Origin of the sequence: Sorangium sp. So ce590 (genome assembly GCF_051521365.1) — a bacterium.
Lineage (GTDB): Bacteria > Myxococcota_A > Polyangia > Polyangiales > Polyangiaceae > Sorangium.
The window spans coordinates 7,401,785-7,427,266 of record NZ_CP150346.1 but is presented as its reverse complement, the minus strand read 5'-3'; the positions used below and the strand labels follow the sequence as shown (position 1 = coordinate 7,427,266).

Sequence of the window (25,482 nt, the reverse complement as noted above, 5' to 3'; positions counted from 1 at the left end):
ACGCAGCCGGCGCATCCAGCGGGCCACCCTCTTCGCCCTCTCCTGCTCGCTCTGCTCGCTCGCTCCCGGAGCGGCCGTGACGCGGAGCTTCGCGCCCTCGGGGGATCTCTCCTCGCCGGTCGTCGCCGTCGCCTGCGTCGTCGCCGCGCTGAGCTTCGGGCTGCTCGTGCTGGAGCTCGTCCGCTCGCGCGGCCGGGCCGCCGCGGGGGCGGGCGGCGGCCGCGGCGCGGCGCTCGGCACGGCGCTCACGGGCGCGCTCGCCGTGCTCTGCCTGCTCGCCGCCATCCTCCGCCCGGTCGCGGTCGTGTCGCGCGGGAGCCTCGTGGGCCCGAAGGTCGTTGTGCTTGTCGACGGCTCCCGGTCCATGGACCTGCCCGGCCTCGCGGGGACCCGCCGCGACAGCGCCCAGCTGGCGCTCGCGGAGCTCGGGAAGCGCTCCGACGTCCGGCTCTCCCGCTACCTGTTCGGCGAGGGAGCGCCGCTGCCGGCTGACGCGCAGGCAGGCGATCCCGGCGGCCTCGCGCCCGCGCCGGGCGGGAGCGCAGGCCCCGCGCCGGCGCCGGGCGGGAGCGCAGGCCCCGCGCCGGCGCCGGGCGGGAGCGCCGGCGCTCCTGCGCCCGCCGCGCTGGCCGCGACGCCGGCGCGAGGCCGGCCGCAGCGCCGCTCGGACCTCAGCGCCGCCCTCGAGGCGCTCGCCCGCGCCGCGGACGAGCGGCCGTCGGCGTTCGTCGTCGTCTCGGATGGCCGCCTCGACCGCCCGGGCGCGGAGGGCACCGCCGCGGCGACGCGGGCCGCGCTGGAGGGGCTCGACGTCCCGGTGCACACGGTCGCTGTGGCGACCGAGTCCGTGCGCGACGCCAGCGTCCGCGCGGTCCGGACCTCCGGCGCCGCCGTCGCCCACCAGCCGCTCTCGCTCCGGATCGACATCGGCTGCAGCGGCGGCCTCGCGTGCGACGCGGTCCCCGTCGTCGCCCGCGAGCTGCGCGAGCAGGGCGCGCCCACGACGCTCGCGACGGGCACGGCGCACGTCGAGGGAGGCGTCGGCACGGTCGAGCTCGGCGTGACGCTCGACCGCGCCGGCAGGCGCATCCTGGAGGTGGCGATCGACGCGCCGGACGGCGACGAGCTCCCCGAGAACGACGTCCGCTACGTCACGCTCGACGTCGCGCGCGATCGCATCCGGGTGCTCCACGTGGCGGGCCGGCCGACGTACGACGTGCGCGCGCTCCGGATGTGGCTCAAGGCCGACGCCTCGGTCGACGTCGTGGCGTTCTTCATCCTGCGCACCCCGGGCGATGAGGTGAACGCGTCGTCCGACGAGCTCGCGCTGATCCCCTTCCCGGTGGACGAGCTCTTCAGCGTGCACCTGTCCAGCTTCGACGCGGTCGTCTTGCAGGACTTCGACGCCGCGCCGTACGGCCTGACCAAGCACCTGCCGGCGCTGGCCCAGTATGTCGACAAGGGCGGGGGCCTCATCATGGTGGGCGGCCCGAACGCCTTCGTGCAGGGCAACTACGCGCGCACGCGGCTCGCCCGCGTGCTGCCGGTGGATCTCGACATCGGCCGCGCGCCCCCGGATCTCGGCGCCTTCGTGCCGCGCATCACCGCCGCGGGCCGCACGGCGCCGGTGCTCGCGCCGCTGCTCGCGCTGATCGGCGACGAGATGCCGGAGATGCCGGGGACCAACGTGGTCGGCGATCCGCTCCCCGGGGCGATGGTGCTGATGACGCACCCGACGCGCACGACGGCCTCGGGCGCGCCGATGCCGGTGCTCTCGCTCGGCGAGCACGAGAGCGGCCGGACGATCGCGCTGACGCTCGACGGCAGCCACCGCCTGCTCTTCAGCGCGTTCGCCTCGAGCTCGGCGGGCCGCGCGCACGGCGCGTTCTGGGACGCCCTGCTCGGCTGGCTCATGCGCGACCCGCGCTTCGAGCCCGCCGCGATCGAGCCGCGCGGCGGCTGCCTCGCGGGCGAGGAGACGGCGCTCGTGCTGCGCCCGCTCGCGGGGCAGCGGGGCGAGGCCAGGGTGACGATCGCGCGCCTCGGCAGCGGCACGGTCGTGAAGACGCTGAGCGCGCGGATCGGGGAGGGCGGCGAGCCGATCGAGCTCGCGGCCGGCCGCCTCGAGCCTGGCGGCTACGCGGCCACGGTGGAGATCGTCCCGGCGGAGGGCGCCGCCGGCGACGCGAAGGGCGCCACGACGAGGCGCGACTTCGCGTGCGAGCGCGGCGGCGACGAGTGGGCGGATCCGCGCCCGGACGTCGCGCGCCTGGAGGAGATCGCCAGGGCGACGGGCGGCGCGTCGGTGCTGCCGTCGGCCGCCGGCTCGCTGCCGCTGCCGGCCGCCACGCAGGTGGCGGCCGAGCGCCACGTCGCGCCGCTCCTGCCCCCCTGGGCCTGGACGGTCGCGGCGGCCGCGGCCCTCGGCGCGCACTGGATCGTGCGGAGGCGCGGGGGGCTCGCCTGAGGGGGCCTCGCCTCGAGGGGGGGTGCTGTCAGTCTCCCCGCCCCGCGCGATGAGCCCCCTTCCGCTCCCCCGCCCCGCGCGATGAGCCCCCTTCCGCGGGACGGGGCCGCCCGCGGGCTACCCGCCTCGCCTCAAGGAAGCCACGGCTTCTCCAGCGGATCTGCCTTGTCGCCGACCCACACCCTCAGCACCCCGAAGTGGTCCGGGTTCCCGCTGAGGAGCGCGTGGTTCACGATGAGCAGCATCTTCGCCGCGTCGTTGAAGGCGACGTTGGCGGGCGCGTCGAGGGGCATCTCGTCTCCGGGCGAGCTCTCGATGCGCGCCTCCTCGACCCCGTGCTCGTCGAGCACCGAGATGGCGTTGGCCGCGGCGAGCGTGACATAGAGCTTCCCCGATTGGCCGAACGCGAACCCGTCGGGCGCCTCGCCGGCGGTGTAGTCGTGGACCAGCTCCAGATCGGCCTCCTCCGGGGCGTCGACCAAGGGGAGCCGGTAGATGGACCCGAGGCTCGGATCCGACAGGGAGAAGGTCACCGAGACATAGACGTGCTCCCGCAGCGGATCGAGCCTGATCCCGTTCACGCCGAACGGCTGGGGGGGCGCTCCGGCGAGCGCCTGGCTCTGGAACCAGATCTGCGGCGCGCCGCCCCCGGGCGCATAGCGGAAGATCGTCGCCTGGAACGAGTCGGTCACATAGGCATAGCCCTCCTCGTCGAAGACGATGTCGTTCGGGATCGGCGGCACCTCGAAGGGCGTCGGCGAGCACGCCTCTCCCGGCGCGGCCGCCACGCACGCCGGCAGATCCGGCAGCGGAGCGCCGTAGGTCTCCTGGACATATCCGTGTCCAGTCTTGGTGAAGCGCAGCAGTCCCAGCTGCGTGCTGAGCGCATAGACACGGCCCTGGCCGTCGACCGCGATGCAGCTCAGCGCATGCTCCGCGCCGAGCGCCTCGCCCGCCACCGTGATCGTGCCCTTCAGGACCTTGCTGTCCCTGTCGTGAACGAAGATCTTCGACGGCCCCTGACCCGCGGTGCCGAACGTCGCCGGGCCAGACACGAAGACCCGATTGCCATCGACCGCGATCCCCTCAGGGAACCCGGGAGACGCCGGGAACGTCGCGAACGTCTTGATCTGGCCGTGCCATTCCCCGTGCGCCCGGGCCGAATCTGCGATCAGCGCCGACGCGATGGAAAGCAGCGTCAGCGCGCCGCAAACAAGCCCAGTTCTGCTCGAGCGCGATAGTTTTGACTGCATAAAATGCGACATGCTCCCTCCTGGGTCCGTGGTCCACGGACCGGGGTTGTCGAAATGAACGCCATCGAGATGCCAAGGTGCGATCGGCCCGGCTTCGTCAAGCCGAAGACGCGTCCATGATGGCTGGAGTATATGCCGATGAGCCAATCGGCTGTCGAGGTAAATTTCCTTCGATCATGAAGTCGCGGTGAGGCGGCTGCGCGATGCGGTCAGGCTCCTGTCTTTACTATGATTGAATCTGCGGCTTTACGCGTTTGCGCCCCCGCTGGACCACGTGCTACCACGTGTTGACATGAGTGGCTAACAGGCGCGTGTCGTCCTGTGATCGAATGTGATTGATTCGCGCACCAAGCGATGTCTTGTCGGCGCCGGCTCGGCGCGACGCGGCGCGCCGGCGTCGATCACGCAACGGCGTCGGGTACGGGCCGTGTGACGGGAGCAGCGGGAGCGCCGCCCCGCGCCTGGTCAGCTTGTCTGGATTGCGCAGGTCCAGATCGCGTCGATGCCGGCGGGCGAGACGTCGTGGCCCGGCGCGCCGCGCTGGCCTCGACGTCTCACCCGCCGGACCCCGCGTCTACGGCCGCGCCGGCCAGGCGACGGGCGTCGGCACGAGCCGCGGCTCGATGGTCCCGTCGCCCAGCTCGCCGTTCCTGTTGTCTCCCCAGCAGAGCATCTCGCCCGTGCGCCTGAGCGCGCAGCTGTGGTCCGCTCCGAGGGCCAGCTCGACAACGTCGGTCAGCTCGAGCGGCTGCGGGAGCAACAATGGATCCTGCGTCCCGTTGCCGAGCTGACCCTTCGTGTTGTCGCCCCACAGGAGCACGTCGCCGCTGGCCAGCACCGCGCCGGAGTGCCTCGCGCCGAGCGCGAGCCGGCTCACGTCCACGAGATCCGGGATCTCGCGCGGCGCCGCCTCGACGTTCTCGGTGCCTGTCCCGAGGCGGAACTGCGCTCCCTCACCCCAGCAGGAGGCCACGCCGGTCGCCGGCGCGGCGCACATGTGCAAGGCGCCCGCGGCCGTGAGCGCGACGCTGGTGAGGCCCTGGAGGGTCAGCGGGACGCTCGACGGCCCGAAGTTGCCGGAGCCGAGCTGGCCGCTCTGGTTGTGGCCCCAGCAGCTCATCCGCCGCTCGCCCATCCGCTCGATCATGCCCGCGCAGGTGTGCGAGAGGCCGGCGCTCACCGAGGCCACGCCGTCCAGGACCACGGTGGGCACGTACAGATCGGCCTCGTCGCCGTAACCGAGCTGGCCGGAGCTGCCTTCGCCCCAGCAAAAGAGATTGCGCGACGTCGTCACCGCGCAGGTGTGGCTCCCGCCGACGGCGACCTGGGTCGCGCCCGCGAGCTCCTCGGCGCGCACGGGAGAGAGGGAGTTCGTCGCCTCGCCGTCGCCGAGCTGCCCGCTGTTGCCTGCGCCCCAGCACGCCACGGCGCCGTCGGTCAGCACCGCGCAGGTGTGCGACCGCGCCGACGAGATGCTCGTCGCGACCTTGGCGGCGCCGCCGCCGAGGCCGACGACCTGCCTCGGGATCGGCCGATCCTGCTGCAGCGTGCCGTCGCCGATGTTGCCCCAGGTGTTCCTGCCCCAGCACCAGACCGTGCCGTCGCTGAGCACCGCGCAGGTGTAATCGGTGCCGGCCGAGATGTGCGTGGGCACGACGCAGGCACCCTGCCTGCACTGGCCCTTGCAGGGGTTGTCGCAGCTGCCGCAGTGCGAGAGGCTCGTGAGGAGATCCACCTCGCAGCCGTTCTCGGGGTCCTTGTCGCAGCTGCCGCGGTTCTCCTCGCACGCCGGCGACTGGCAGACGCCGTCGAGGCAGCTGGGCCGGCCGTCGAAGGCCGAGCAGACGACGTCGCACGCGCCGCAGTGCTCCGCGTCGGTCCTCGTGTCGACGCACGTGTCGCCGCACACCTCGCCGCCGCCCGGGCACCCGCCGCCGCTGCCGCCGCTGCCGCCGCTGCCGCCGCCGCCGCCGCTGCCGTTGGTGCTGGAGGTCGTCGACATGTCGGGCGGGCGCGCCGTGAACTCCTCGCCGCACGCCCCGGAGGCGACGGCGACGGCGACGACGACAGCGGCAGGCACGTACGCCGCCGCGGGGGGCAGCGAGGCGGACGGGAGCCGGCTGGCCCGAGGTCGATGCGTGGAAGCCATGGAGGGCGCTTTCCCTTGCGTTGTGGCGCGGCAGCGCCGTGGGGGGCGCGACGCGCGCGCGAGCCGCATTCTAGACGAAGTCGCGGGCCGAGATCTCGCCTCGCGCTGCGCGCCGGCTGGCCTGCCGCTCCGATCAGCGCGCGGCGACGAGCAGATCGTCGATCGGCGGCACCTTCTCGAGCACGCCGAGGTCCACGAGCTGCTTCGCGAGCGTCTCCCAGCGTTCGCGGGTCATCACGCCGAGGCCCTTCTCCTGGGTCTCGGGGGTCTCGATGAGCGGCCGCTGCGCCTCCGCCGCGGCGACGAAGGTCTCCGCGTCCATCGCGGTGTTGAGCGGGGCCATGACCTCGTTGGCGCGCTTCGGATCGTGCAGGTAGGTGCGCCAGCCCTCCCGCGTGGCGCGGATGAACGCGCGGACGCGCTCCGGGTTCTCCTTCCAGAGCGCCGCGCGCGTGATCACGACCACCACGTACGGGTTGAACCCCTCGCTGGCCACGAGGAACGCGGCGGGATCGCTCCCCTTGCGCTTGGCCGCGATCGGCTCGGCGGTGATGAAGCACTGCTGCGAGAAGTCCTTGTCGGCGACGAAGCGGGCGACGCCGCCGTCGTACGGGACGACCTTCACCTTGTTGAACCCGTACTTCTTCTTGAGGTACGCCGCGTAAGGCAGCCCCGGCTCGATCGCGAGCGTGCCGCCCGACGCGAGGATGTCGGCGATGCCCTTCGCGCCGCGGCTCTCGTGGGTCATGATGGCCTGCGGCGAGGTCTGGAACACGGCGAAGAGGGGGAGCACGTCCGCCCCGCGGGCGCGGGCGGTGAGCACCTCGTCGGCGCCGGAGAGGCCGAAATCGACCTGCCCGCCGGCCACCATCTGGACGACCGGCACGCCGGCGCCGCCGCCGAGGATCTCGACCTCGAGCCCCTCCTTCGCGAACGCGCCGGTCTCGCGCGCCGCGTAGAACCCGCCGAACTCGGGCTCCGGGACCCAGTTGAGCGCGAGCTTCACCTTCGCGGCCGGCGCGCCCTGGGCAGGCGCGCCCTGCGCGCCCTGGGCGGGCGCGGCCGGCGCGCTTCCCTGAGGGGAGGGGGCCGATGAGCGCCCATCGCCTTCCGGCGACCGCGAGCACGCGGGGGCGAAGAGGGGGACGGCGATGAGGGAGGCGAGGCGCTGGAGGACCAGCCGGCGACTGTCACGGGAGTGCATCAGCGATTGATCTCCGAAGGATGCCAGCGCCGCAAGAGCCGCTTGCCGGCGAGGTCGACGGCGCCGAACAGCGCGAGGCCGAGCGCGGAGGCGAGCAGCACGGCGGCGAAGAGCAGATCCGTGCGCAGCTGGCGGTAGGCGGACAGGACCAGGATGCCCAGGCCGGCGGCGTCCTCCGAGAAGCCGGCGACGAACTCTCCGACGATGGCGCCGATGACGGCGAGGCCCGCCGCGATCCGGAGCCCGGTCACGATGTGGGGGAGCGCCGAGGGCAGCTCGAGCTTGCGGAGCATGGCGAAGCGGCGGGCGCCGTAGAGCCGGAAGAGATCGCGCAGCGCGGGCTCGACGGAGCGCAGGCCGGTGAGCGTGTTCGCGATGACCGGGAACACGGAGACGATGAACGCCGAGACCGCGACCGCGCGCAGGCCGGGGCCGCACCAGAGCACGAGCAGCGGGGCAATGGCGACGATCGGGACGGTCTGCAGGAAGACGGTATAGGGGTAGAGCGCCCTCTCGAGCGGGCGCGACGAGGCGAGCGCGATGGCGGCGAGCACGCCGACCGCAGCGCTGAGGCAGAAGCCGGCGAGCGCCGCCTTGGCGGTGGTGAGGGCGCCGGCGAGCAGGGTAGCGGCGTCCCTCGCGCCCGCGCGCGCCACGTCCGAGGGAGGCGGCAGGAGATAGGCGGGGATGTCGAGCCCGCGGGCGAGCACCTCCCAGAGCGCGAGCAAGAGCACGAGCGCGGCGAGCGGCGGCGCCACGGCCTGAAGCAGAGTCGGTCGCACGGCTCGAGCCTCATAGCGCGACGCCGCCGCGCCAGGAAGAGGGCGCGAGCGCTCTGCGCGCTCGATGAGAGATGGGGTGGAGAGCGACGCATCGCGCGGCCGGTGCCTGACCGCGGTGGATCTCTATGCGTCCGGAACACCCGCGACGGCGGGCGGAGGGGGGGCTTGGGCGAGAGGGGGTCTTGTCGAGGCGGGGCGTGAACCGCGCCGAGCGCGGCGCCTCTCGGCCCGACTACTTGCCCTTCTTGGCGGGCGCGGCCGGAGCCGGCGACGCCTTGGCTGCCGCGGCTGCTTTCTTCTGGTTCTTGTCCGCAGTGTCCTGCTTCTTCTGACGATCTTTGGCCTTCGGAGATTTGTCACCCATGGGAGCACCGCCTCGGTGGACGCGTTGGTAAAAAATCCACCTTGATCGAGGGTAGCACCAACTCCGGCGGCGAAGTCACGAACTTTGTATTTCGCGATCGCGCACGTCTCGCCGTCTCGCTGCCTTCGCTCGTCCACGGATAAGCAGGACGGCCGGGAGACGGTGGGGCCTTCAGCAGGGCCGCCTGCTTGCTCCGGGCGATGCGCGGCTGCCGGAGGTGTCCACGGCGTGGACGCCGGCCGCCCACCGGCTGGGCGCCGGCGGGGCCACGGTTCCCGGAATGTGCCTGAAAACAAGGGTATTTACCCGGCACCGGGCTTGCTGAACCGCCTGAGCGAAGGGCACCGGGAAACCGCCGCGGTCTGCCGGCGTTTACCGGGTTCACCGGGCCCGAGGGGAACCTGTCATGAGAGCCACGTACCGAGACGATGAGGACGTTGCCCGCCTACATATCGAGTCGCTCCTCGCGCGCCACCGCGAGCAGGTCGACGCCATCCCGGAGTCCCTCCGTCGCCTGTACGGTCGCCGCGTCGCCCGAACGCTGGCCGGCCAGGTCGCCCTCGGCGGCGCGGCCCTCGTGGTCATGGCCGCGGCCGCGCCCCCCCTGCTCGGCGTCCTCGACGACGGCGCCGCCACGATCGCGCTCCTCGCCGCGTGGGCGACGTCCGCGCTCGCCGGCGTCGCGGGCCGGGAGCTCGCCGACGGGAGGCTCCGGCGCGCGCTCTCCCGCGAGATCCAGCGGAGCGGCGACGTGCACGCGGACCGCGCGCGGATCGAGGCCGCGGCGCCCGAGGCGCGCGTGCGCGGCATGATCGACGCAGAGGAGCGCCGCAGCGTCGCGCTCCCGCTCGCCGGCTTCGTGGCGCTCGCGCCGCTCACGCTGCACTTCGTGATCTACTGCTGCTTCGAGGGCTGGTACGCCACGTTGAGCGGCCTGACCGAGGACTTCGACGGCTGGGTGCGCGCCGCCCTGGTCCTCGTGGGCCACGTGCACGCCCTCATCGCGTACCTCGCCTTCCGCTACGCGCGTGCGATCCACGCGGCGTCGACGTACGAGCTCGCCGCCGGCGCTCCCAAGGGCGCCGCCCGCGCGCTCGGCTACGCGACGCTCGCGAGCCTCTTGCCGGGCGGGATCCTCCTCCTCCCGCCGCTCCTCGTCCTCGCCACGGGCGCCGCGTTCCTGCCCGTCTTCGCCCTCGCCCGCGGGCGCATCCTCGCCGAACGGCGGCTCATCGAGGGGTAGGGCCCGCTCCGCGAGGCTCGCTTGCCGGCCTGGAGGGGCGGCGCTAGGAACGCCCCGCGTGTTCAAGGCCATCCTCTGGGACAACGACGGCGTCCTCGTCGACACGGAAGGGCTCTACTTCCAGGCGACGCGCGAGACGATCGCGTCGGTCGGCGTCGAGCTCACCGTCGAGGACTATCGCCAGCTGTTCCTCGTCGAGGCGCGCGGCGCCTGGCACCTCGCCAGCGCGCGCGGGGTCGATGATGCGGCGGTGCGGCGGCTGGCCGACGAGAGGGACCGCCGGTATCTCGAGCTCATCGCGGGCGGAGACCTCCTGTTGCCCGGCGTGCGTGAGATCGTCGCGACGCTCGCCGCGCGCTTCCGCATGGCCATCGTCACGAGCAGCAAGCCCGAGCCGTTCCACCGCGCGCACGCGACGACGGGCCTCCTCGCGTGGTTCGAGTTCGCGCTCACGCGGGATCAGTACGCGCGCGCCAAGCCGGATCCCGAGCCGTACCGGGTCGCCTGCGAGCGGCTGGGGCTCGCCGCGCAGGATGTCCTCGTCATCGAGGACTCCGAGCGCGGGCTCCGGTCGGCCAAGGCGGCGGGCCTCGCGTGCTGGGTCGTCCCGTCGCCGCTCACCGCGCTGTCGGACTTCACCGGCGCGGACGAGGAGCTCGGCTCGCTGCGCGAGGTGCTCGAGCGCCTCGGGGGAGATCGAGCGTGATCTCGCGCTCGGGCGATGACCTGGCTCACAGCGCCTGCCCGCACACCCCCACCGCAACGCGTCGCCGCGTGGATTTTTGCACGGCCCAGCCGGGGACTGCATGAGCGTCTGGCGGTTTGCGAGCGGTTCGTGGCACCTTCGCGCCCGTGGCTTCCGGTGACGGCATCTCGTTCATCGAGCTCGTCGTCCTCGGCTGGTCCTCGGCCACCGCGGCGCCGACGCCGATCCCCATTCGCCTCGACTTCGACGCGCCGGCGGGCTGCGCGACGGTCGACGATCTCTACGACGGCATCCGCGCCCGATCGGATCGCGTGCGGCAGGCGGAGGACGGAGAGGGCGGCTGGGAAGTGCGCGTGCGGCTGATGCGCGTCGGGTCCAGGGTCCACGGCGAGCTGCGCGTGATCCACGAGCGCGGCGCGACGGACACCCGCACGGTCGAGGCCACGTCGTGCGAGGTCGTGATCCAGGCGCTCTCGCTCACCGCGGCGCTCGCGCTCGACGAGGTGGCCGAGGTGACAGCGCCCCTGCCGCCGCCCTCGCCGCCCCCGCCGCCCCCGCCGCCGCCGCCCGAGGCCCCGCGCCAGGGGCGGCCGTTCACGTTCGGGCTCGGAGCGCAGGCCCTGGTGACGCAGGTCGTCTCGCCCTACGCGAGCCTGGGCGGCGCGCTCGTCGCCCGGGCGACCTTGCACACGGACAGCGCGCTGAGCCCTTCACTCGGCCTCTCGCTGACATACACCCGAAACGACATCCTGCAGGGCACCGACAACGCCCTGATCCACTGGACGGCCGCTGTGCTCACCGCCTGCCCCCTGCGCTGGCAGATCGCCGACATCTTCAGCGCGGAGCCGTGTGTCGTGGCCAGCGGCGGCTGGTTCACGGCGACGGGGGAAGACATGTCGAACCCGAGGTCCGCCGTGCGGTCGTGGTGGAGCCTCGGGGCCCTCGCGCGCGCCGCCGTGCCGCTCGGCGGGGGCACCGCCTTCGAAATCGAGGCGGGGATCGGCGTGCCGCTCGTTCGTCGGCGCTTCACCATTTCCTTGCCGACGGAAACGGTCGGTGAAACGCCTGTGATCTCGCCGCTGGCGGCCGTCGGGATCGTGCACAGCTTCTGAGGCGGTACTTCCGTGATCAACTCGATGCAGCCTGGGAATTATGAGACATGGACGGCATCAGGAAGCAGCGCGGCAGGCACGGTGCCCACCCCGACCCGACGCACCTGCTCCGCGCTGACTGCCGCCGGTCGTCGTCCGTGCGGAACGCCTGTTCCCTGGTCTCATGTCCCGCCTCGTGGTGAGTGGAAACATGGTCGCCGAAGTCCTGACATCGCCTGCTTTGCCTGAAATGGAGCCGGCGAACGTGAAACCTTCGGCAGCGAGCTTGAGACAACGGGATGCGCGCCTGCGCCGGATGGTGGACGCGCATCTCGACTTCATCGGGCGGGTGCTCCGCAACGCGGGGACCCCCGCCGCCGAGATCGATGATGCGGTGCAGCGCACCTTCATCGCCGCCGCCCAGCGGCTGGACGATGTCCGGCCGGGGGCCGAGAAGAGCTTTCTTCTCCAGACAGCGCTTCACGTGGCCGCCCACGCGCGACGCAGCGCCGCGCGCCGGCGGGAGTTTCCGGCGGCCGAGCCGCCGGAGGTCGTGGACGGCGCGACACCGGAGCAGCTTACCAGCCAGAAGCACGCGCGGCAGATGCTGGACCAGGTACTCGACAAGATGGAGTCGGACCTGCGGACCGTGTTCGTGCTGTACGAATTCGAGGAGATGAGCATGGTGGAGATCGCCGGCGTGCTGGGGATCCCGCAGGGTACCGTGGCCTCTCGGCTACGAAGGGCCAGGGTCGATTTTCGCGAGCGCGTCCGCGCGCTCGAGCTCGTTGCGACGAGCGAGGTGAGACGATGAGTGAACCACGCCGCATGCTGGAAGAGAGCGACAGCCCGCTCGAGCGCGCGCTGCTGAGCGCCGGCGCGTCGTACCAGACTTCACCGGAGACGCGCGCGAAGACGATGGCCGCGCTGGGCCTCGCCGGCGCCGCCGCGCTGTCGGCCAGCGTCGTCGCGCCTGCTGCGGTCTCCGCGGCGGGGACGGCCGCTGCGTCCTCGTCGCTCGCCGTGAAGCTCGGCTGGACAAAGATCCTCGTCGCGCTCTCGACGGTGGGTGTGCTGGCCGGCATCCCGGCCGGCTATCTCGCCTGGCGCGGGCAACAGGCGCCGGAGCCCCTCGCGGTCCACCGCTTCGGCGGCGCGCTCGCGGACCCGATCGCGCGGGCCGCGCCGCGCCCGACCCCGGCGGCCCAGGCGGCGCCCGTGGAGGCTCCGCCGGAGGAGCTCCCCGCCCCGGCGCGCGCCGGCGACAGCGGCGGCGCGGCCCCCAGGGTCGCCCCGAAGCCGTCCGCCTCGAGCACGGCGCTCCAGGCGGAGCTCAGCGCGCTGGATGCGGCGCGCACGACGCTCGCGAGCGGCAACGCGCAGGGCGCGCTCGCGCTCCTGGACGCCTACTCCAGGGAGCATCCGCGCGGCCGGATGGCGCTCGAGGCCGAGGTCTTGCGGATTGACGCGCTCGCGAAGAGCGGCCGGCCGGACGCGGCGTCGCAGCGCGCCGAGACGTTTCTGCGCCGGCATCCAAACAGCGTGCTTGCCTCCAGGGTTCGGCGCTATGTAACTGATTAAACTCCGGGTCATGCGCTGTCCCGCCCCCCTCCGTTGGTTCCGCGTAGCGTCGGGCATTGTATGTGCTCCGTTGGCGCTCTGCGCGTTGCCTGCATGTGGGACAACGGTGGATTGGCTGGGCCACGACCGGATGACCAGCGATGAGCTCCGCCCGCTGACCGGTCCACCGGAGTACCCCAACGCGCTCCGCGACGTGCTCGGTAAGACGGACGAGGAGATCGCGGAGAAGATCGACGATCGCTTCAATCAGCTCTTCTACGGCGATCCATGGACCGAGGCCATCTTCTACCCGGACCTGTCCAACACCGACAGGGCCTACATCTGGGATGTCCTGCACGAGCAGGTGCGCACCGAGGGCATCGGCTTCGGCATGATCATCACGGTCGAGCTCGACAAGCGGCGCGAGTTCGATCGGCTCTGGAGGTACGCCAAGGTCTGGCTAGAGCGCACGTCCGGCCCCAGCGAGGGTTACTTCAGGTCGTGGTGCGACACCCCGGCAGGTAGAACGGTGCGGTGCACCGATCCGTTCGGCCTCCAGCAGCTCGCGATGGCGCTGCTCTTCGCCCACGGCCGCTGGGGGAGCGGCACCGGGGGCATCGACTATGGAGCGGACGCGATCGCCCTGCTCGAGGTGATGCGCCACAAGGAGACGCTGAACGGCGGCGTCGACGACGGCGTGACGAACACCTTCGACGCGGAGACGAAGCTCGTCTTCGACGTCCCGCACGTCGACGCGGCGGACATCACCCGCCCGTCCGCCGCGATGCCCGCGTACTACGAGCTCTGGGCGCAGGCCACGGGCGACCCGTTCTGGTCCGAGGCCGCGGCCCGCGCGCGCGAGCACTGGAAGGCGGTCGCGCACCCGCGCACCGGGCTCATCCCGGTGCGCGCCCGCTTCGACGGCACACCGGTGACCGGCTCGGAGAGGTTCGGTTCGGAGTCCTACCGGGCGCTGCTGAACATCGCGCTCGACCACGTCTGGTTCGGGGTCGACCCGTGGCAGGTGGAGGAGGCCGACCGTCTGCTGGCGTTCTTCTCGAGCAAGGGCATGGACTACTACGTTGGGTCCTACACGCTCGACGGCGTGGCGCTCGGTGCACGGGAGTCTGCGCTCATCGTCATGAACGGCGTCACCGGCCTTGTCGCGACGACCGAGGAGCGCGCCAAGTTTATCGAGGCGGCGTGGGCGACCGAGCTGACGACGGGGCAGCCGCGCTATTACTCGGGGATGCTCCACCTGCTCTCGCTGTTGACGCTGAGCGGTCAGTTCCGCGTGTACTGAGCCGGCGCGCGCCCTGCGTGCGCCGCCGTTGCGCGGATCGTTCGTGAGCTGGGGTTCGACGATCGACATCGGGGCTCACGCGAAGCGAAGGTGGAGGACGGACGGCGCGCCTCCGTCCTGGAGCAGGCGCGCCGCCCTGCTCGCTTCGCGCAGCGCCCGCCCGAGCGCCGGCGCGGCCTCGTCCCCGCCGAACGGCCGCAGCCGCGGGTAGCGCGCCACGGATCCATCGAGCGTGGGGAGCTCCAGACAGGCGCGCTTTCGCGGCGGGATCCGCAGCGGCGGCGACGCGTCGAGATCGAGGAGGAGCTCCGTCCCCGTCGCGAGGCGCAGGGAGGCGCGCGTGAAGAAGGCGTCGACGAGCTCGGGCGACTGGCCGGCCAGGGCGCCCTCGGCGATGAGAAGCGTCGGCACGTCGCCCGCGCCGCGGAGGCAATCCATCCACCCCGCGCACGCGATCGAGCAGCACCTCGCGATGGCGCGGCGATCCGCGGACCAGGGGAAAGCAGCGAGCGCTGCGCAGGGGGACGGGCTCAGGACAGGGGGCATCTCCGGGCTCACGAGGGTTCCATTGTTGATATTGAAAGTTATGTTCAACTTTGATAGATTGTGGCCTCTCTGGTGTCAAGCGAAAATGGAGCTTGCTCGTGCGCCAGAGCGAACGGACGCGCTGGTGGATGATCACCGGAGGCCAGCCCTGGCTAGAATGCGCACCGATGACGCATCTCCGTACAGGTTGTCGTTTCGCCGGAGCTCCGGGGGCCATGGCTGCCCTCGTCCTCTCCATGTTGCCGGCCGTCGCCTGCGGCGCGGGCTGCGGCGGGGCGGACGGCGCGACGGCTCCCGGCGGCGGAGCGCAGGCCGGAACAGGCGGCTACTCGACAGGCGCGGGCGACGCAGCGGGCGAGGGCGGCGGCGCCGCGCCGAGCAGCGCCGCGAGCAACGGTGGCGGCGCGGAAGAGGGCGGCGCGGGCGGCGTCAGGCTCGTCGACGCGCCGCTCAAGGTCGTCAGGATCATCGCTATCGGCGACACCGGCGAGGGCAACCTCGCGCAGCACCAGGTCGCCGATCGGATGAGCGACAAGTGCCTCGAGGTCGGGGGCTGCCACGCCGTGATGATGAACGGCGACAACTTCTACAATCACGGCGTTGTCGACACCAGCGACGCGCAGTGGGGCCCGAAGTTCGAGCAACCCTACGATCGGCCGGGCCTGAACGGCCTCCCGTTCTACGCAGTCCTCGGAAACCACGATCACGGCCCCAGCAGCAACGGCGTGCGGCAAGCGCAGATCGATTATTCGCTGCTGCCGCGGGGCGACGGGCCGGGCACGCGGATGACCGACAAATGGCACATGCCCGCCGCGTACTACGATGTTCGCGTCGGGCACGTCCATCTCTTCGGGATCGATACCGTCGACTTCACCTCCGATGAACAGGCGCTCGACATGAGCGCGCGGGTCGCCGCCTCGGACGCCCGGTGGAAGATCGTCTTCGGCCATCACCCCCGCTACACGTCGGGGGCGCACGCCGCCGACAATCAACAGTTCGGGCTGGACGGGATGTTCGACATGCAGCGCGCGATCTACTGCAGGGCCGACATGTACATGAGCGGCCACGACCACAATCTCGAGCTCATCGACAAGGGGCGCGACGAGCGCTGTCCGGGCACCTATTTCGCCGTCAGCGGCGCCGGCTCGAAGATCCGCCGAGCGGCGGCCTCGGCCCCGAGGGAGCCGGGGCAGCTCTTCTACACGGACGGGACCGAGGGCTTCGCCTACCTGGAGTCCGAGGGGCGCACGCTGCGCTTCGAGTTCATCGACAAGCAAGGCGCGGTCCTCTACGCGAAGACGATCGCCAAGTGAGCTGACGAAGCCCGCGGCCCCGGCCGGCCTGCGGCGTCAGCGCCGCTCGTCCTCGCGCGGCGCGTCGGCGCTCGCGCCGCCGTCGGGCCGCTTCCCGAACGAGATCGTGCTCTCGGTGCCCGCGATGATCCGCCGGATGTTCGGGGTGTGCTTCAGCCAGATGAACGCGCAGAGGAGGAGCGAGAGGCAGAGGACCGGGGCGTCCCGCTCGCCGAGGAGCCAGAGGAACGCCGGCAGGACGAGCGCGCCGACGAGGGAGCCCGCCGAGACCCAGCGGGTCGCCCGCACGACGATCGCGAAGACGGCGAGGGTGGCGAGCGTGGAGCGCGGCGCCAGCACGAGCAGCGCACCGCAGGACGTCGCGACGCCCTTGCCGCCGCGCATCCCGAGGAAGACCGTGTAGTCGTGGCCGAGCACCGCGGTGAGGCCGCCCGCCGCCGCGACCCACCCGCCCGGCGCGGCGGAGAGCCACGACGCGAGGGGACCGGCGGCGAGCGCGCCCTTCGCCACGTCCGCGGCCATGACGACCAGGCCGGGTCTCCAGCCGAACGCGCGCAGGACGTTCGTCGCGCCGATGTTCCCTGAGCCCACCGTGCGGATGTCGATCCCTTTGACGAACCGCGCAAAGAGGTAGCCTGTCGGGATCGCTCCGAGGAGGTAGGCAAGGACGAGGTAGATTGCTGTCATCGGGCGCCTCCGTGTCCGAGCGCACGGCGGATGTAGCATGGCGCCGCGCGAGGCGCGCTTTTCAGGGTCGGTGTCGCGCTGGCGCTCATGGTACTCTGAGAGCATGGTCGCCCTCTCGCCCGCTTCGACCCGGAATGGCCGCGCCCCCAAGATCGCGCTCGTCCTGGCCGGCGGCGCCGCCCGCGGCGCTTACGAGGTCGGCATCGTGCAGCACATCCTCGAGGAGGTCTCGCGCGACCTCGGCCGCGAGGCGCCGCTCGACATCCTGTGCGGCACCTCGGTCGGGGCCATCAACGTCTGCGGGCTCGCCGCGTTCGCGGACGAGGGGCGGAGCCGCGCGCGGCGGCTCGCCGCGGTGTGGACGCGCCTGCGCATCGACGACCTCGTGCGCCTCGACGTGCGCGGCGTGCTCGCGGTCGGGCACGACCTGCTCCGCGGCGGCGCCGCGAGCGCACCCTCGAGCGGCGGCCACGCGGCGATCCTCGACACGTCGGGCCTCGAGCGGCAGATCGCGGAGGCCGTCCCCTTCGAGCGGATCGACGGCCACCTCGAGCGAGGGCTCCTGTCGGCGGTGACCGTGTCGACGACGCTGGTCAAGAGCGGCCGCACCGTCGTCTTCGTCCACCGCCGCGAGCCCGGCCTGCCGCCCTGGAGCCACGATCCGACGATCTCCCCGCGCGCCACCGCGATCCGCGCCGAGCACGCGCTCGCCTCGTCCGCGCTCCCCATCCTGTTCCGCCCGGTGAGCATCGACGGCGAGCTCTACTGCGACGGCGGGCTGCGCCAGAACGTCCCGCTGTCGCCGGCGCGGCGCCTCGGGGCCGACGGCGTGATCGTCGTCAATCCGCGGTACATCGAGCCGGCCTCGGCGGCGGACGAGCGCGACGCGCCGGGCTTCCCCGGGCCGCTCTTCCTGCTCGGGAAGACGCTGAACGCGCTGATGCTCGACCGGATCGACAACGACCTGGCGCGCCTGGAGAGCATCAACGGCATCCTCGAGGCGGGGCGGCGCCGCTACGGCGAGGGCTTCATCGACGACCTGAACGACGAGCTCGGGCTCCCGCCGGGGCGCACGCTCCGGCCGATGCGGTCGCTGCTCATCCGCGCCTCCAAGAACATCGGCAGCCTGGCGGCGGATTTCGTGCGCTCGCCGGCGTTCCGCGCGCGGACCACGAGCGTGCTCGGCCGCGTGATGCGGCGCCTCGCCGACGGGGACGAGCAGCGCGAGGCCGACTTCCTGTCGTACCTGCTGTTCGACGGGGAGTTCGCCGGGCGGCTCATCGAGATAGGCCGCGCCGATGCGCGGGCGCGGCACGAGGAGCTGTGCGCGTTCTTCGATCGGGCGCTGAGCCCGGGCGGGTTCGAGGCGCGGGCGCGCTGAGGGGGGCTCGGGGACACAGGCCTCCTCCGGATCGTCTCGGGCTCCTCTCGAGCCCTGAAACGCAATGACGACATCCGGGCTCTCCACACCCGAGCACGGCGCGATTTCCGCGCGGCCGCGGCGCCCGGTGTAGACTCGCGCCGGGCGATGGCACCTTCGGATCCCTTCGGCTGGGTGGGCGCGACGATCGGCGGCAAATACCGGCTCGACGCCGTGGTCGGCGAGGGCGGGTTCGGGGTCGTCTACCGCGGCCACCACCTCGGGTTCGATGAGCCGGTGGCGGTCAAGTGCCTGAAGCAGCTCGGGGCGCTGGCTCCGGCCGAGCGCGAGGCGTTCCAGCGGATGCTCCTCAACGAGGGCCGGCTCCTCCACCGCCTCTCCCGGGCGAGCGCCGGCATCGTGCAGGCCCTCGACACGGGCGCCGCGGTCTCGCCGTCGGGCGAGTGGACGCCGTACCTCGTGCTCGAGTGGCTCGACGGCGCGCCGCTCGACAACGACATCGCCGCGCGGCGCGCCCGCGGCGAGGCGGCGCGCCCGCTCGCCGAGGCGGTTGCCCTGCTCGCGCCCGCGGCGCAGGCGCTCGAGGTCGCGCACACGCAGGGCGTCGCCCACCGCGACATCAAGCCGGCGAACCTGTTCCTCGCGGACATCGGCGGCCGGCGCACGATGAAGGTCCTCGACTTCGGCATCGCCAAGGTGCTCAGCGAGCTGTCGAGCATGACGCACGCGATGGCCGAGACGGGGAGCGCGCTCCGGGCCTTCACGGTCCACTACGGCGCGCCGGAGCAGTTCCACCACCGCTTCGGCGCGACGGGGCCGTGGACCGATGTCTTCGCGCTCGCCCTGGTGCTCATCGAGGTCGCGTCGGGCAACCGCGCCCTCCTCGGGAGCGACGTCACGCAGCTCTACATCGCCGCGACCGATCCGGCGTTCCGCCCGAGCCTGCGCGGCGCGGGCGTGAGCGCGCCCGACGCCGTCGAGGCGGTGGTGCGCCGCGCGCTCTCGGTCGAGCCGCGCGAGCGCTACCGCACGGCGGGCGAGCTCTGGGGAGCGCTCGAGGCCGCGATGGCCGCGACGTCCGCGCCCGCAGCGCTGCCTGCACCGGCAGGCGCGCCGCCCGCCCCGCCCGCCACCACGATGCGCGCCCTCACCGCGAGCGCGCCGCCGGGGCCGCTGCCTCCGGGGTCGCCACCCGCCGCGCCCGCGGCCGCCGGGGCCGCCCGGCGGCGCGGCCTGCTGCCCGTGGTCGTCTCGGTGGCCGCGCTGGCCGCCGCTGCCGGCGCGGGCGCCGTCGCGTTCTTCCTGCACCGCGCCCCCGACGACGCGCCGCCGGCGCGCGCGCGCGGCGGTCTGGCCGCGCCGCCGGTGAAGGCGCCGCCGCCGGACATGGTCCGGGTGCTCGCGGGTCGGTTCACGATGGGCAGCGCAAAGGGCGGCAAATCCGAGCGGCCGCCGCACGAGGTGACGCTGACCCGCGCGTTCGACCTCGATCGCACCGAGGTCACGGTCGCCGCCTACCAGCGCTGCGTCGAGGCGGGCCGGTGCACGCCGAGCGGCCTGCACGGCCCCCGCGCGACCGACGCGGACGTCGAGCAGCGCGGCGCGCTCTGCACCGCGGGGGATCCCGCGAAGTCGCAGCACCCGATCTCGTGCGTCGATCAGGCGCAGGCGGCCGCGTACTGCGCCTTCGTCGGCAAGCGGCTCCCGACCGAGGCCGAATGGGAGTACGCCGCGCGCGGCGCCGACGGCCGCGAGTACCCGTGGGGCAACGAGCCGCCGGGGTGCGCGCACGCGATCGTGTCGCGGCCTCCCGGACAGGGCTGCGGCGCGCGCGGCAAAGGCACCCAGGAGGTCGGCTCGGCGCAGGCCGGGGCGAGCCCGTCGGGCGCGCTCGACATGGCGGGCAATGTCTGGGAGTGGGTGGCCGACGGCTGGGATCCAGGCGTCTATACGAAGGGCGCCCAGACCGATCCCCGCGTGCCGGCGACCGGCAGCAAGGGCGTGCTCCGCGGCGGATCGTGGGACTTCTCGGCGAGCACGGCGAAGTCGACCTTCCGCCTCGCGTACGACCGCGAGGCGGGCGACGTCTCGACCGGATTCCGCTGTGCTCGCACGGTCGATTGAGCGCGAGCCACCCCCCCTTGCCCGCCTGCCTTGGAGAGGCGCTCGAAGAACGATGAGCCCGCCTGTTCGTGGGCCGACCCACGGAGGCGAGCCGCGGCTCAGCCGATCCCACGAGCTGGTTCCTTCCAGCCGTGACGAGGATGAGCTATTTGTCTGTCTCTGGTCGAAGGCAAATTCCCAAGGCGGGCCATCAGGTAGGATATCTAAGCAGGTGTAGTTGTGTGGCCTGGTGCACGCGGTCAGGCCGCGCCGGCCGCCGTTGGGGGCGGCACCGCGCCTCGACGCCGCGAAGGAGCACCGAGGCCTCCCGGTCAACCCCTGCTGAGCGCACAGGAGCCCATGCAAGAATCCGAGAACATGATCTCTTTCGAGGAGCGTCGGATGCAACGCGTCATCGATGCGGTCGCGCTCGCATCGACGGGAGAGATCGCGCTCGCCTTGAAGCAGCTCGAGGCTGTCGAACAGGACGCCTTCGGGGTGATCGAGGAGGCGCTGAGGGTCTTTCTCTCCGAGCTCTCCACCACGGCGCAGCAGAGCGCGCTGGCGCTCACCGCGCTCGCTGCCTCGAAGCGGGAGCTCGAGAGCCAGCTGGAGACCATCCAGCGCCAGGACAGCGCCATCCGGGAGCTCTCGGTGCCGATCATCGACATCTGGCACGGCATCCTCACGCTCCCGCTCGTCGGGCTCTTCGACTCGGTGCGGGCCGTCGAGGTGACCGAGCGGCTCCTCGCCCGCGTGGCGGACGACAGCGACGTCGAGTGGGTGATCCTCGACCTCACCGGCGTCACGGTCATCGACTCGATGACCGCCCTGCACCTCGTCAAGCTCGCCCAGGCGGTGCAGCTCCTCGGCGCGCGCTGCGTCCTCACCGGGCTGGGCGGTCACGTCGCAGCGACGCTCGTCACCCTCGGCGTCTCGTTCGATGAGCTGAACCCGATGCGCAGCCTGCGGGAGGGCCTCAGGTTCTGCCTGGCGCAGCGCAAGGCGTACGACATCGCCGAGGTGATCCGCCGCGGCACCGGGCAGATCGAGGCGCCGCGCCGGACGGAGACCTGAGCGCGGCGGAGCCTCACGGCGGTGGAGACAACGAAAGCGCGCTGCGCTGACCGCGCGATCGTGGAATTCACCTCTCCAATTCACCTCACGAGGGGGATGGCGCCCTGCCGCCATGCAGGGTGTCGACTACCGAGCTGGGCGACCCGCGACGCTGTGGGGCGGCGCCCGGGCTGGCACCCCATCGCCGCTCACGGCTCCAGGGAAGTGCTCGACGGAAGGCGGCGCCGGCCGTGCGGGCTCGTCTTTGCGGAACGCCGTCGGTGTGCCAAGGGATTCCGTATCACCGCATGAAGAACGCGACGATCCCTGCTCGGTTCCAGGACACCGCAGATGCCCGCCGTCGCTTCGGCGACCAGCTCGATCGCCTCGCGCCCTTCCTGCTCCGCGTCGATCCGACGGCCGACGCCGTCGTGGAGGCGTTCGCGTCGATGCCCACGGGCCAGGGCTTTGGCCTCCTCGAGGCCGCCCTCGCGCGCGGCGTCGACCACGTCGCCAAGGACGCCCCGGCCGAGCTGCGGGCGCTCTTCGCGGCGGTCGACCACGTTCCCCTCTGGGTGGACTGGGAGGCGGTGAACCGCGGCGGGACGGCGTTCCTGCGCACGGGCGCGCTCGGGGGGGTCCTGCTCGCGATGCAGGCGCTCCTCCTCGGGTACGCCTCGCCCGGAGGGAACAAGCCGCTCGTCTTCTCGGGGAGGCTCCGCGAGCAGGCCGGGCGCCGCCTCGGCGAGACGAGCCGGTTCGTCTATGCCGTGAGCCAGGCGAACGGCATGCGCCGCTCCGGCGATGGCTTCGCGATCACCGTGAAGGTGCGCATCATGCACGCCCAGGTGCGGCGCCTCATCCGCGCGAGCGGCCGGTGGCAGACATCGCTCTGGGGCGAGCCGATCAACCAGCACGACATGGTCGCGACAGCGCTGCTCTTCTCGGTCGCGGTGCTCGACGGCTTCGACAAGCTCGGCTACCACATCCCGCCCGACCAGAAAGAGGACCTCGTCCATCTCTGGCGCTACGTGGCCTACGTCATCGGCGTCGAGCCGGAGCTCATCCCGGGGTCGTGCGCCGAGGCGAGGCGCCTGGCCGAGATGATCTTCGCCACGCAGGGCGCGCCGGACAACGACTCGCGCCTGCTCGTCGACGCGCTGGTCACCCACAGCATCCGCAGCGCGCGGAGCGACGGCGAGCGCCGGCGCGCCGAGCGGATCATGGCCATCTTCTGCTGCGTATCCCGCGCCGTCCTGGGCGAAGAGCTCGCCGAGCAGCTCGGGGTGCCGCGGCAGAGCTTGCTCCTCGCCGTGCCGCTGCTCCGCGCCGTCGCCGCCGCATCGAGCCGCGCGCACGCGCTGCCGTCGCTGCAGGACTTCGCGCTCGGCCTCGGCGGCCGCTACTGGGAGCGCGCGATCGCGGCCGGCCTCGGCGGCCGTCCGGCCGACTTCGCTCCTCCGGAGCGCTTCGCCGGCGACCGGCCCTGAGCGAGCGAACCGCTGCGGGGCCGCGCCGGCTCCGAGCGCGCCGCGTGCGGGCCGTCCCGAGGCCCCGCGCCGGGAGCTCGCCCGGCTGTCGGGGTTGAACCGCGATCGGGTTCTGCGGTACGAGACCTCCCTCATGGAGATCATCCCCTACGGCGGTTGGAAGCGCGCCGCGCGCCTCGTCTGTGGCGACACGGAGCTCGTCGTCACGCTCGACATCGGCCCGCGGATCATGCGGTACGGCGTCATCGGCGGTCCGAACGAGCTGTCCGAGATCCCCGAAGATCAGGGCGCGACGGGCGGGACCAGGTACAGGTTCTACGGTGGCCACCGGCTCTGGATCGGCCCGGAGGACGAGCAGCGGACGCTGCAGCCCGACAACGACCCGGTGGAGTATCGGGAGGAGAACGGCGCGCACGTGTTCCGCCCCGCGCCGGACAAGTACGGGATGCAGAAGGAGATCCGCATCACGGCGGACGCCGCGGCGGGCAGGTTCGTCCTCGATCATACGATCGAGAACCACGGCGCCTATGCGGTCGAGCTCACGCCCTGGTCGCTCACCGTGATGGCGGGCGGCGGTGAGTGCCTGTTCCCGCACGCGCCGTTCTTCCCGCACCCCGACCGCCTCTTGCCGGCGCGGCCGCTCGTGCTCTGGCCGTACACCGACATGAGCGATCCCCGGTGGACCTGGGGCAAGCGCGTGCTGCGCCTGCGGCAGGTCGCCGGCGAGGCCCCGCAGAAGGTGGGTATGCTCCTGAGCCAGGGCTACGCGGCGTACGCGAACCACGGGAACGTGTTCCTGAAGCGGTTCCCGTTCATCGAGGGCGCGACCTACCCGGACATGGGGGTCAATTTCGAGACGTTCACGAACGCGGACATGCTCGAGGTGGAGGCGCTCGGCCCGCTGCAGCGCGTGGAGCCCGGCGCCCGCGCGCAGCACCGGGAGGCGTGGTATCTCCTGAAGGGCGTGCAGCCGCCCGCAGACGACGTCGCGTGCGCGGCGTGGCTCGAGTCGCTCGCGGCGCAGCGCCCGCTGTGAACCGCAGGTCCTGAGCCCGCCGCGGGCTGGCTCACCTCCTCGGCGGCGGGCGGCGATCTTCGCGTCGCCGAACATCACGCCTCGGGGGCCATCGGCTTCGTCAGGAAGTCGTGCGGGGAGTCGAGCGCGACGGCGCTGGCCCGGTCAGCCTGGCGCGGTCATTGGACGCAGGAGCACGCTCCGCCTGCATCACGCTGCACGCTCGCGCAGGACGTCGGAGCGAACCAGTCCGGCTTTCCGCTGCCCGAGAACCGTGCGATCAGCCGGCCGAAGCTCACGTGATAGTCGCCGTGCGCATCCCCTGTCACCGATGCCTCGAACGCGCGCGGTATCAGCAGGTTCGACCACTGGCCCACCGTATCCACGCCCGCCTTGGTCACCCGGTACAGGGCGCCGCATGTGCCGATGAGCACCGCATCGGCGCCTGGATCGAGCACGCGCGCGGCGGGGCAGCCGACGACATCTGCGTGCGGCGTCAGCGCCCAGTCACCTCGCTCGTTGCGGTCGATTCGATAGAGCTTCGTGTGCCTCGCGCACGCCTCGCCATGGCACAGCCCGGCGACCCCGATGAGCCCGAACGTGACGCGTGAGATCCATCGGATACGCTCGTCGAGCGCCGAGTCGATGCGTCGGCCTCGCATCCCCGTCTTGTCGACCCAGAAGAGACCCGCGCCGAACTCCCCTTTGTCGACCGCGACCAGCCAGCCATCGTCCACATCGATAACGCGACGTGCAGCGTCGGCGGGGATGCTGGAACGAAGCTCAGCTGGCAGCTCGACCGGGAGGGGGTCTACGACGGGAGCCCACTTGCCCACCTGGACAGGGAGCACGCGTCCCCCGTCATCGCGCCGGAGACCCCACATCGGTGCTGACAGCTGCCCGGCGCACTCGATGTCGTCCGGACGGGTTTGGGGGTCCGGGACAGCGACCCAACCGGGCCACGGAGCCCCACGCCCGGCCCCCTGCCCATCGGCAGCGCCTGTGGCCGGTTGGTGGACGCCATGGTCTACCTTCGTCGGTGCGGCTTCTCTCGCGCTCCTGGCTGCGCATGAGCAGAGACTGAACGTCGCAGCAGCAACGCCGCCGATACAGTGCAACCACGTCATGCGCATGAAGACCTCCTCCTTGCAGCGGGCCGAGCGGAGCGGTTTTTGCGACTTCGATCGATGCTACTGGATTTGTCAGAACGAGCAACCTAGATGCGAGGTGATATTCGTCGCAGGGTCATATCTGTACCCACAGCCATCGCTGCACGCCACGAAATGCATGCGACTGTCGGCCTCGGCGTCGGCTATGTCCTCGGGGCTGAACTCGGTGTCCACCCCTGCAGGGTGCGTGTGATAGTAGCCGACGACGCTTTCACCCGCAGAGAGCGAGATGCTCGCGGAGCAGAACGTCTGGGAATTCTGTGTCACCGGGGCTCCGGCGCGGTACTGGCCGTTGGCCTTCCGGACCACCAGGCCGCAGTATTCCCACAGGTTTCCGTTGGCTTGTGTCAGGTTCTGCGCGGCCTGCAACGCCAGCACGCCGCTCCCCACAAGCTGCGGGCTGTCATAGAGCGCGCTCGCGGACTCTTCCGTCTTCTCCTCCTCGGCAGCTTCGTAAATACAGCCCGAAGAAACGACAGCTGCCAGAAGGGCAAAGGCAGCACCAACGAGCGCTCTCACGCCTGCATGTCTCTGTTCCATCAGTAGGATCTCCTTGAATTGAGTCCAGTAAAGGTCGGCTGCGATGCAGGAACATCGCTC

At 72.1% G+C, this 25,482-nt stretch carries 22 protein-coding genes; 13 read left to right on the top strand and 9 right to left on the bottom strand.

What is annotated here, in order from left to right:
• Positions 1–76 precede the first annotated feature (76 nt).
• Positions 77–2,467, top strand: a complete 2,391-nt coding sequence (locus WMF28_RS27630) for a glutamine amidotransferase (RefSeq protein ID WP_437596320.1) — start codon at positions 77–79, stop codon at positions 2,465–2,467.
• Between the two features lie 131 nt (positions 2,468–2,598).
• Here the strand turns inward: WMF28_RS27630 and WMF28_RS27625 are convergent, their stop codons facing one another.
• The 5 genes from WMF28_RS27625 to WMF28_RS27605 form a co-directional block, all read right to left on the bottom strand.
• Entirely contained in the window at positions 2,599–3,720 is a 1,122-nt protein-coding gene (locus WMF28_RS27625; protein WP_437596319.1) for an SMP-30/gluconolactonase/LRE family protein, read from the bottom strand.
• Positions 3,721–4,294: 574 nt separating this feature from the next.
• Positions 4,295–5,869, bottom strand: coding sequence for a hypothetical protein (locus tag WMF28_RS27620; RefSeq protein ID WP_437596318.1), 1,575 nt, complete (start codon positions 5,867–5,869; stop codon positions 4,295–4,297).
• A gap of 133 nt (positions 5,870–6,002) precedes the next feature.
• Positions 6,003–7,073 carry an ABC transporter substrate-binding protein gene (locus tag WMF28_RS27615; protein WP_437596317.1) on the bottom strand — a complete coding sequence of 357 codons (1,071 nt, stop codon included), beginning with the start codon at positions 7,071–7,073 and terminating at the stop codon, positions 6,003–6,005.
• The gene (locus tag WMF28_RS27610; RefSeq protein ID WP_437596316.1) at positions 7,073–7,855 is read right to left on the bottom strand and encodes an ABC transporter permease; all 783 of its coding nucleotides are present in this window, start codon (positions 7,853–7,855) and stop codon (positions 7,073–7,075) included. Before WMF28_RS27610 ends, WMF28_RS27615 begins: the two co-directional genes overlap by 1 nt.
• 232 nt (positions 7,856–8,087) lie before the next feature.
• On the bottom strand, positions 8,088–8,219 hold the full coding sequence (locus WMF28_RS27605) for a hypothetical protein (protein WP_437574097.1): 132 nt from the start codon (positions 8,217–8,219) through the stop codon (positions 8,088–8,090).
• Between the two features lie 406 nt (positions 8,220–8,625).
• Between WMF28_RS27605 and WMF28_RS27600 the strand changes: the two genes are divergently transcribed.
• The 6 genes from WMF28_RS27600 to WMF28_RS27575 all read left to right on the top strand — a co-directional run bounded on the left by WMF28_RS27600 (position 8,626) and on the right by WMF28_RS27575 (position 14,122).
• On the top strand, positions 8,626–9,462 hold the full coding sequence (locus WMF28_RS27600) for a hypothetical protein (RefSeq protein WP_437596315.1): 837 nt from the start codon (positions 8,626–8,628) through the stop codon (positions 9,460–9,462).
• Between the two features lie 58 nt (positions 9,463–9,520).
• Entirely contained in the window at positions 9,521–10,168 is a 648-nt protein-coding gene (locus tag WMF28_RS27595; RefSeq protein WP_437596314.1) for an HAD family hydrolase, read from the top strand.
• A 146-nt stretch (positions 10,169–10,314) separates the two neighbouring features.
• Positions 10,315–11,280 carry a hypothetical protein gene (locus WMF28_RS27590; RefSeq protein ID WP_437596313.1) on the top strand — a complete coding sequence of 322 codons (966 nt, stop codon included), beginning with the start codon at positions 10,315–10,317 and terminating at the stop codon, positions 11,278–11,280.
• Between the two features lie 190 nt (positions 11,281–11,470).
• Positions 11,471–12,073, top strand: a complete 603-nt coding sequence (locus WMF28_RS27585; RefSeq protein WP_437596311.1) for an RNA polymerase sigma factor — start codon at positions 11,471–11,473, stop codon at positions 12,071–12,073.
• The gene (locus WMF28_RS27580; RefSeq protein ID WP_437596310.1) at positions 12,070–12,840 is read left to right on the top strand and encodes a hypothetical protein; all 771 of its coding nucleotides are present in this window, start codon (positions 12,070–12,072) and stop codon (positions 12,838–12,840) included. The genes WMF28_RS27585 and WMF28_RS27580 overlap by 4 nt, the downstream gene beginning before the upstream one ends.
• 130 nt (positions 12,841–12,970) lie before the next feature.
• Positions 12,971–14,122 carry a glycosyl hydrolase family 8 gene (locus WMF28_RS27575; RefSeq protein ID WP_437596309.1) on the top strand — a complete coding sequence of 384 codons (1,152 nt, stop codon included), beginning with the start codon at positions 12,971–12,973 and terminating at the stop codon, positions 14,120–14,122.
• Between the two features lie 75 nt (positions 14,123–14,197).
• On the opposite strand, the gene WMF28_RS27570 is transcribed toward WMF28_RS27575, so the two are convergent.
• Positions 14,198–14,680 (bottom strand): hypothetical protein, encoded by a 483-nt coding sequence (locus WMF28_RS27570; protein ID WP_437596308.1) that lies wholly within the window; start codon positions 14,678–14,680, stop codon positions 14,198–14,200.
• A 203-nt stretch (positions 14,681–14,883) separates the two neighbouring features.
• Here WMF28_RS27570 and WMF28_RS27565 point away from each other — a divergent pair, with 203 nt between their 5' ends.
• Positions 14,884–15,981, top strand: a complete 1,098-nt coding sequence (locus WMF28_RS27565) for a metallophosphoesterase (RefSeq protein ID WP_437596306.1) — start codon at positions 14,884–14,886, stop codon at positions 15,979–15,981.
• 36 nt (positions 15,982–16,017) lie between these two features.
• Here WMF28_RS27565 and plsY read toward each other — a convergent pair whose 3' ends face one another.
• Positions 16,018–16,668 carry a glycerol-3-phosphate 1-O-acyltransferase PlsY gene (gene plsY / locus WMF28_RS27560; protein ID WP_437596305.1) on the bottom strand — a complete coding sequence of 217 codons (651 nt, stop codon included), beginning with the start codon at positions 16,666–16,668 and terminating at the stop codon, positions 16,018–16,020.
• Positions 16,669–16,771: 103 nt separating this feature from the next.
• On the opposite strand from plsY, the gene WMF28_RS27555 reads away from it, so the two are divergent.
• The 5 genes from WMF28_RS27555 to WMF28_RS27535 all read left to right on the top strand — a co-directional run bounded on the left by WMF28_RS27555 (position 16,772) and on the right by WMF28_RS27535 (position 23,734).
• Positions 16,772–18,049 (top strand): patatin-like phospholipase family protein, encoded by a 1,278-nt coding sequence (locus tag WMF28_RS27555; protein WP_437596304.1) that lies wholly within the window; start codon positions 16,772–16,774, stop codon positions 18,047–18,049.
• Positions 18,050–18,196: 147 nt separating this feature from the next.
• Positions 18,197–20,173 carry an SUMF1/EgtB/PvdO family nonheme iron enzyme gene (locus WMF28_RS27550; RefSeq protein ID WP_437596303.1) on the top strand — a complete coding sequence of 659 codons (1,977 nt, stop codon included), beginning with the start codon at positions 18,197–18,199 and terminating at the stop codon, positions 20,171–20,173.
• A gap of 381 nt (positions 20,174–20,554) precedes the next feature.
• Positions 20,555–21,229, top strand: a complete 675-nt coding sequence (locus tag WMF28_RS27545) for an STAS domain-containing protein (protein WP_437596302.1) — start codon at positions 20,555–20,557, stop codon at positions 21,227–21,229.
• 287 nt (positions 21,230–21,516) lie between these two features.
• A complete protein-coding gene (locus tag WMF28_RS27540) occupies positions 21,517–22,698 on the top strand; it encodes an oxygenase MpaB family protein (protein ID WP_437596301.1) in 1,182 nt (393 codons plus the stop codon).
• 133 nt (positions 22,699–22,831) lie between these two features.
• Positions 22,832–23,734 (top strand): hypothetical protein, encoded by a 903-nt coding sequence (locus tag WMF28_RS27535; protein ID WP_437596300.1) that lies wholly within the window; start codon positions 22,832–22,834, stop codon positions 23,732–23,734.
• A 158-nt stretch (positions 23,735–23,892) separates the two neighbouring features.
• On the opposite strand, the gene WMF28_RS27530 is transcribed toward WMF28_RS27535, so the two are convergent.
• Positions 23,893–24,549: a hypothetical protein gene (locus tag WMF28_RS27530; protein WP_437596299.1), complete on the bottom strand. Its 657-nt coding sequence runs from the start codon at positions 24,547–24,549 to the stop codon at positions 23,893–23,895.
• Positions 24,550–24,915: 366 nt separating this feature from the next.
• Positions 24,916–25,422 carry a DUF4329 domain-containing protein gene (locus WMF28_RS27525; RefSeq protein ID WP_437596298.1) on the bottom strand — a complete coding sequence of 169 codons (507 nt, stop codon included), beginning with the start codon at positions 25,420–25,422 and terminating at the stop codon, positions 24,916–24,918.
• Positions 25,423–25,482 lie beyond the last annotated feature (60 nt).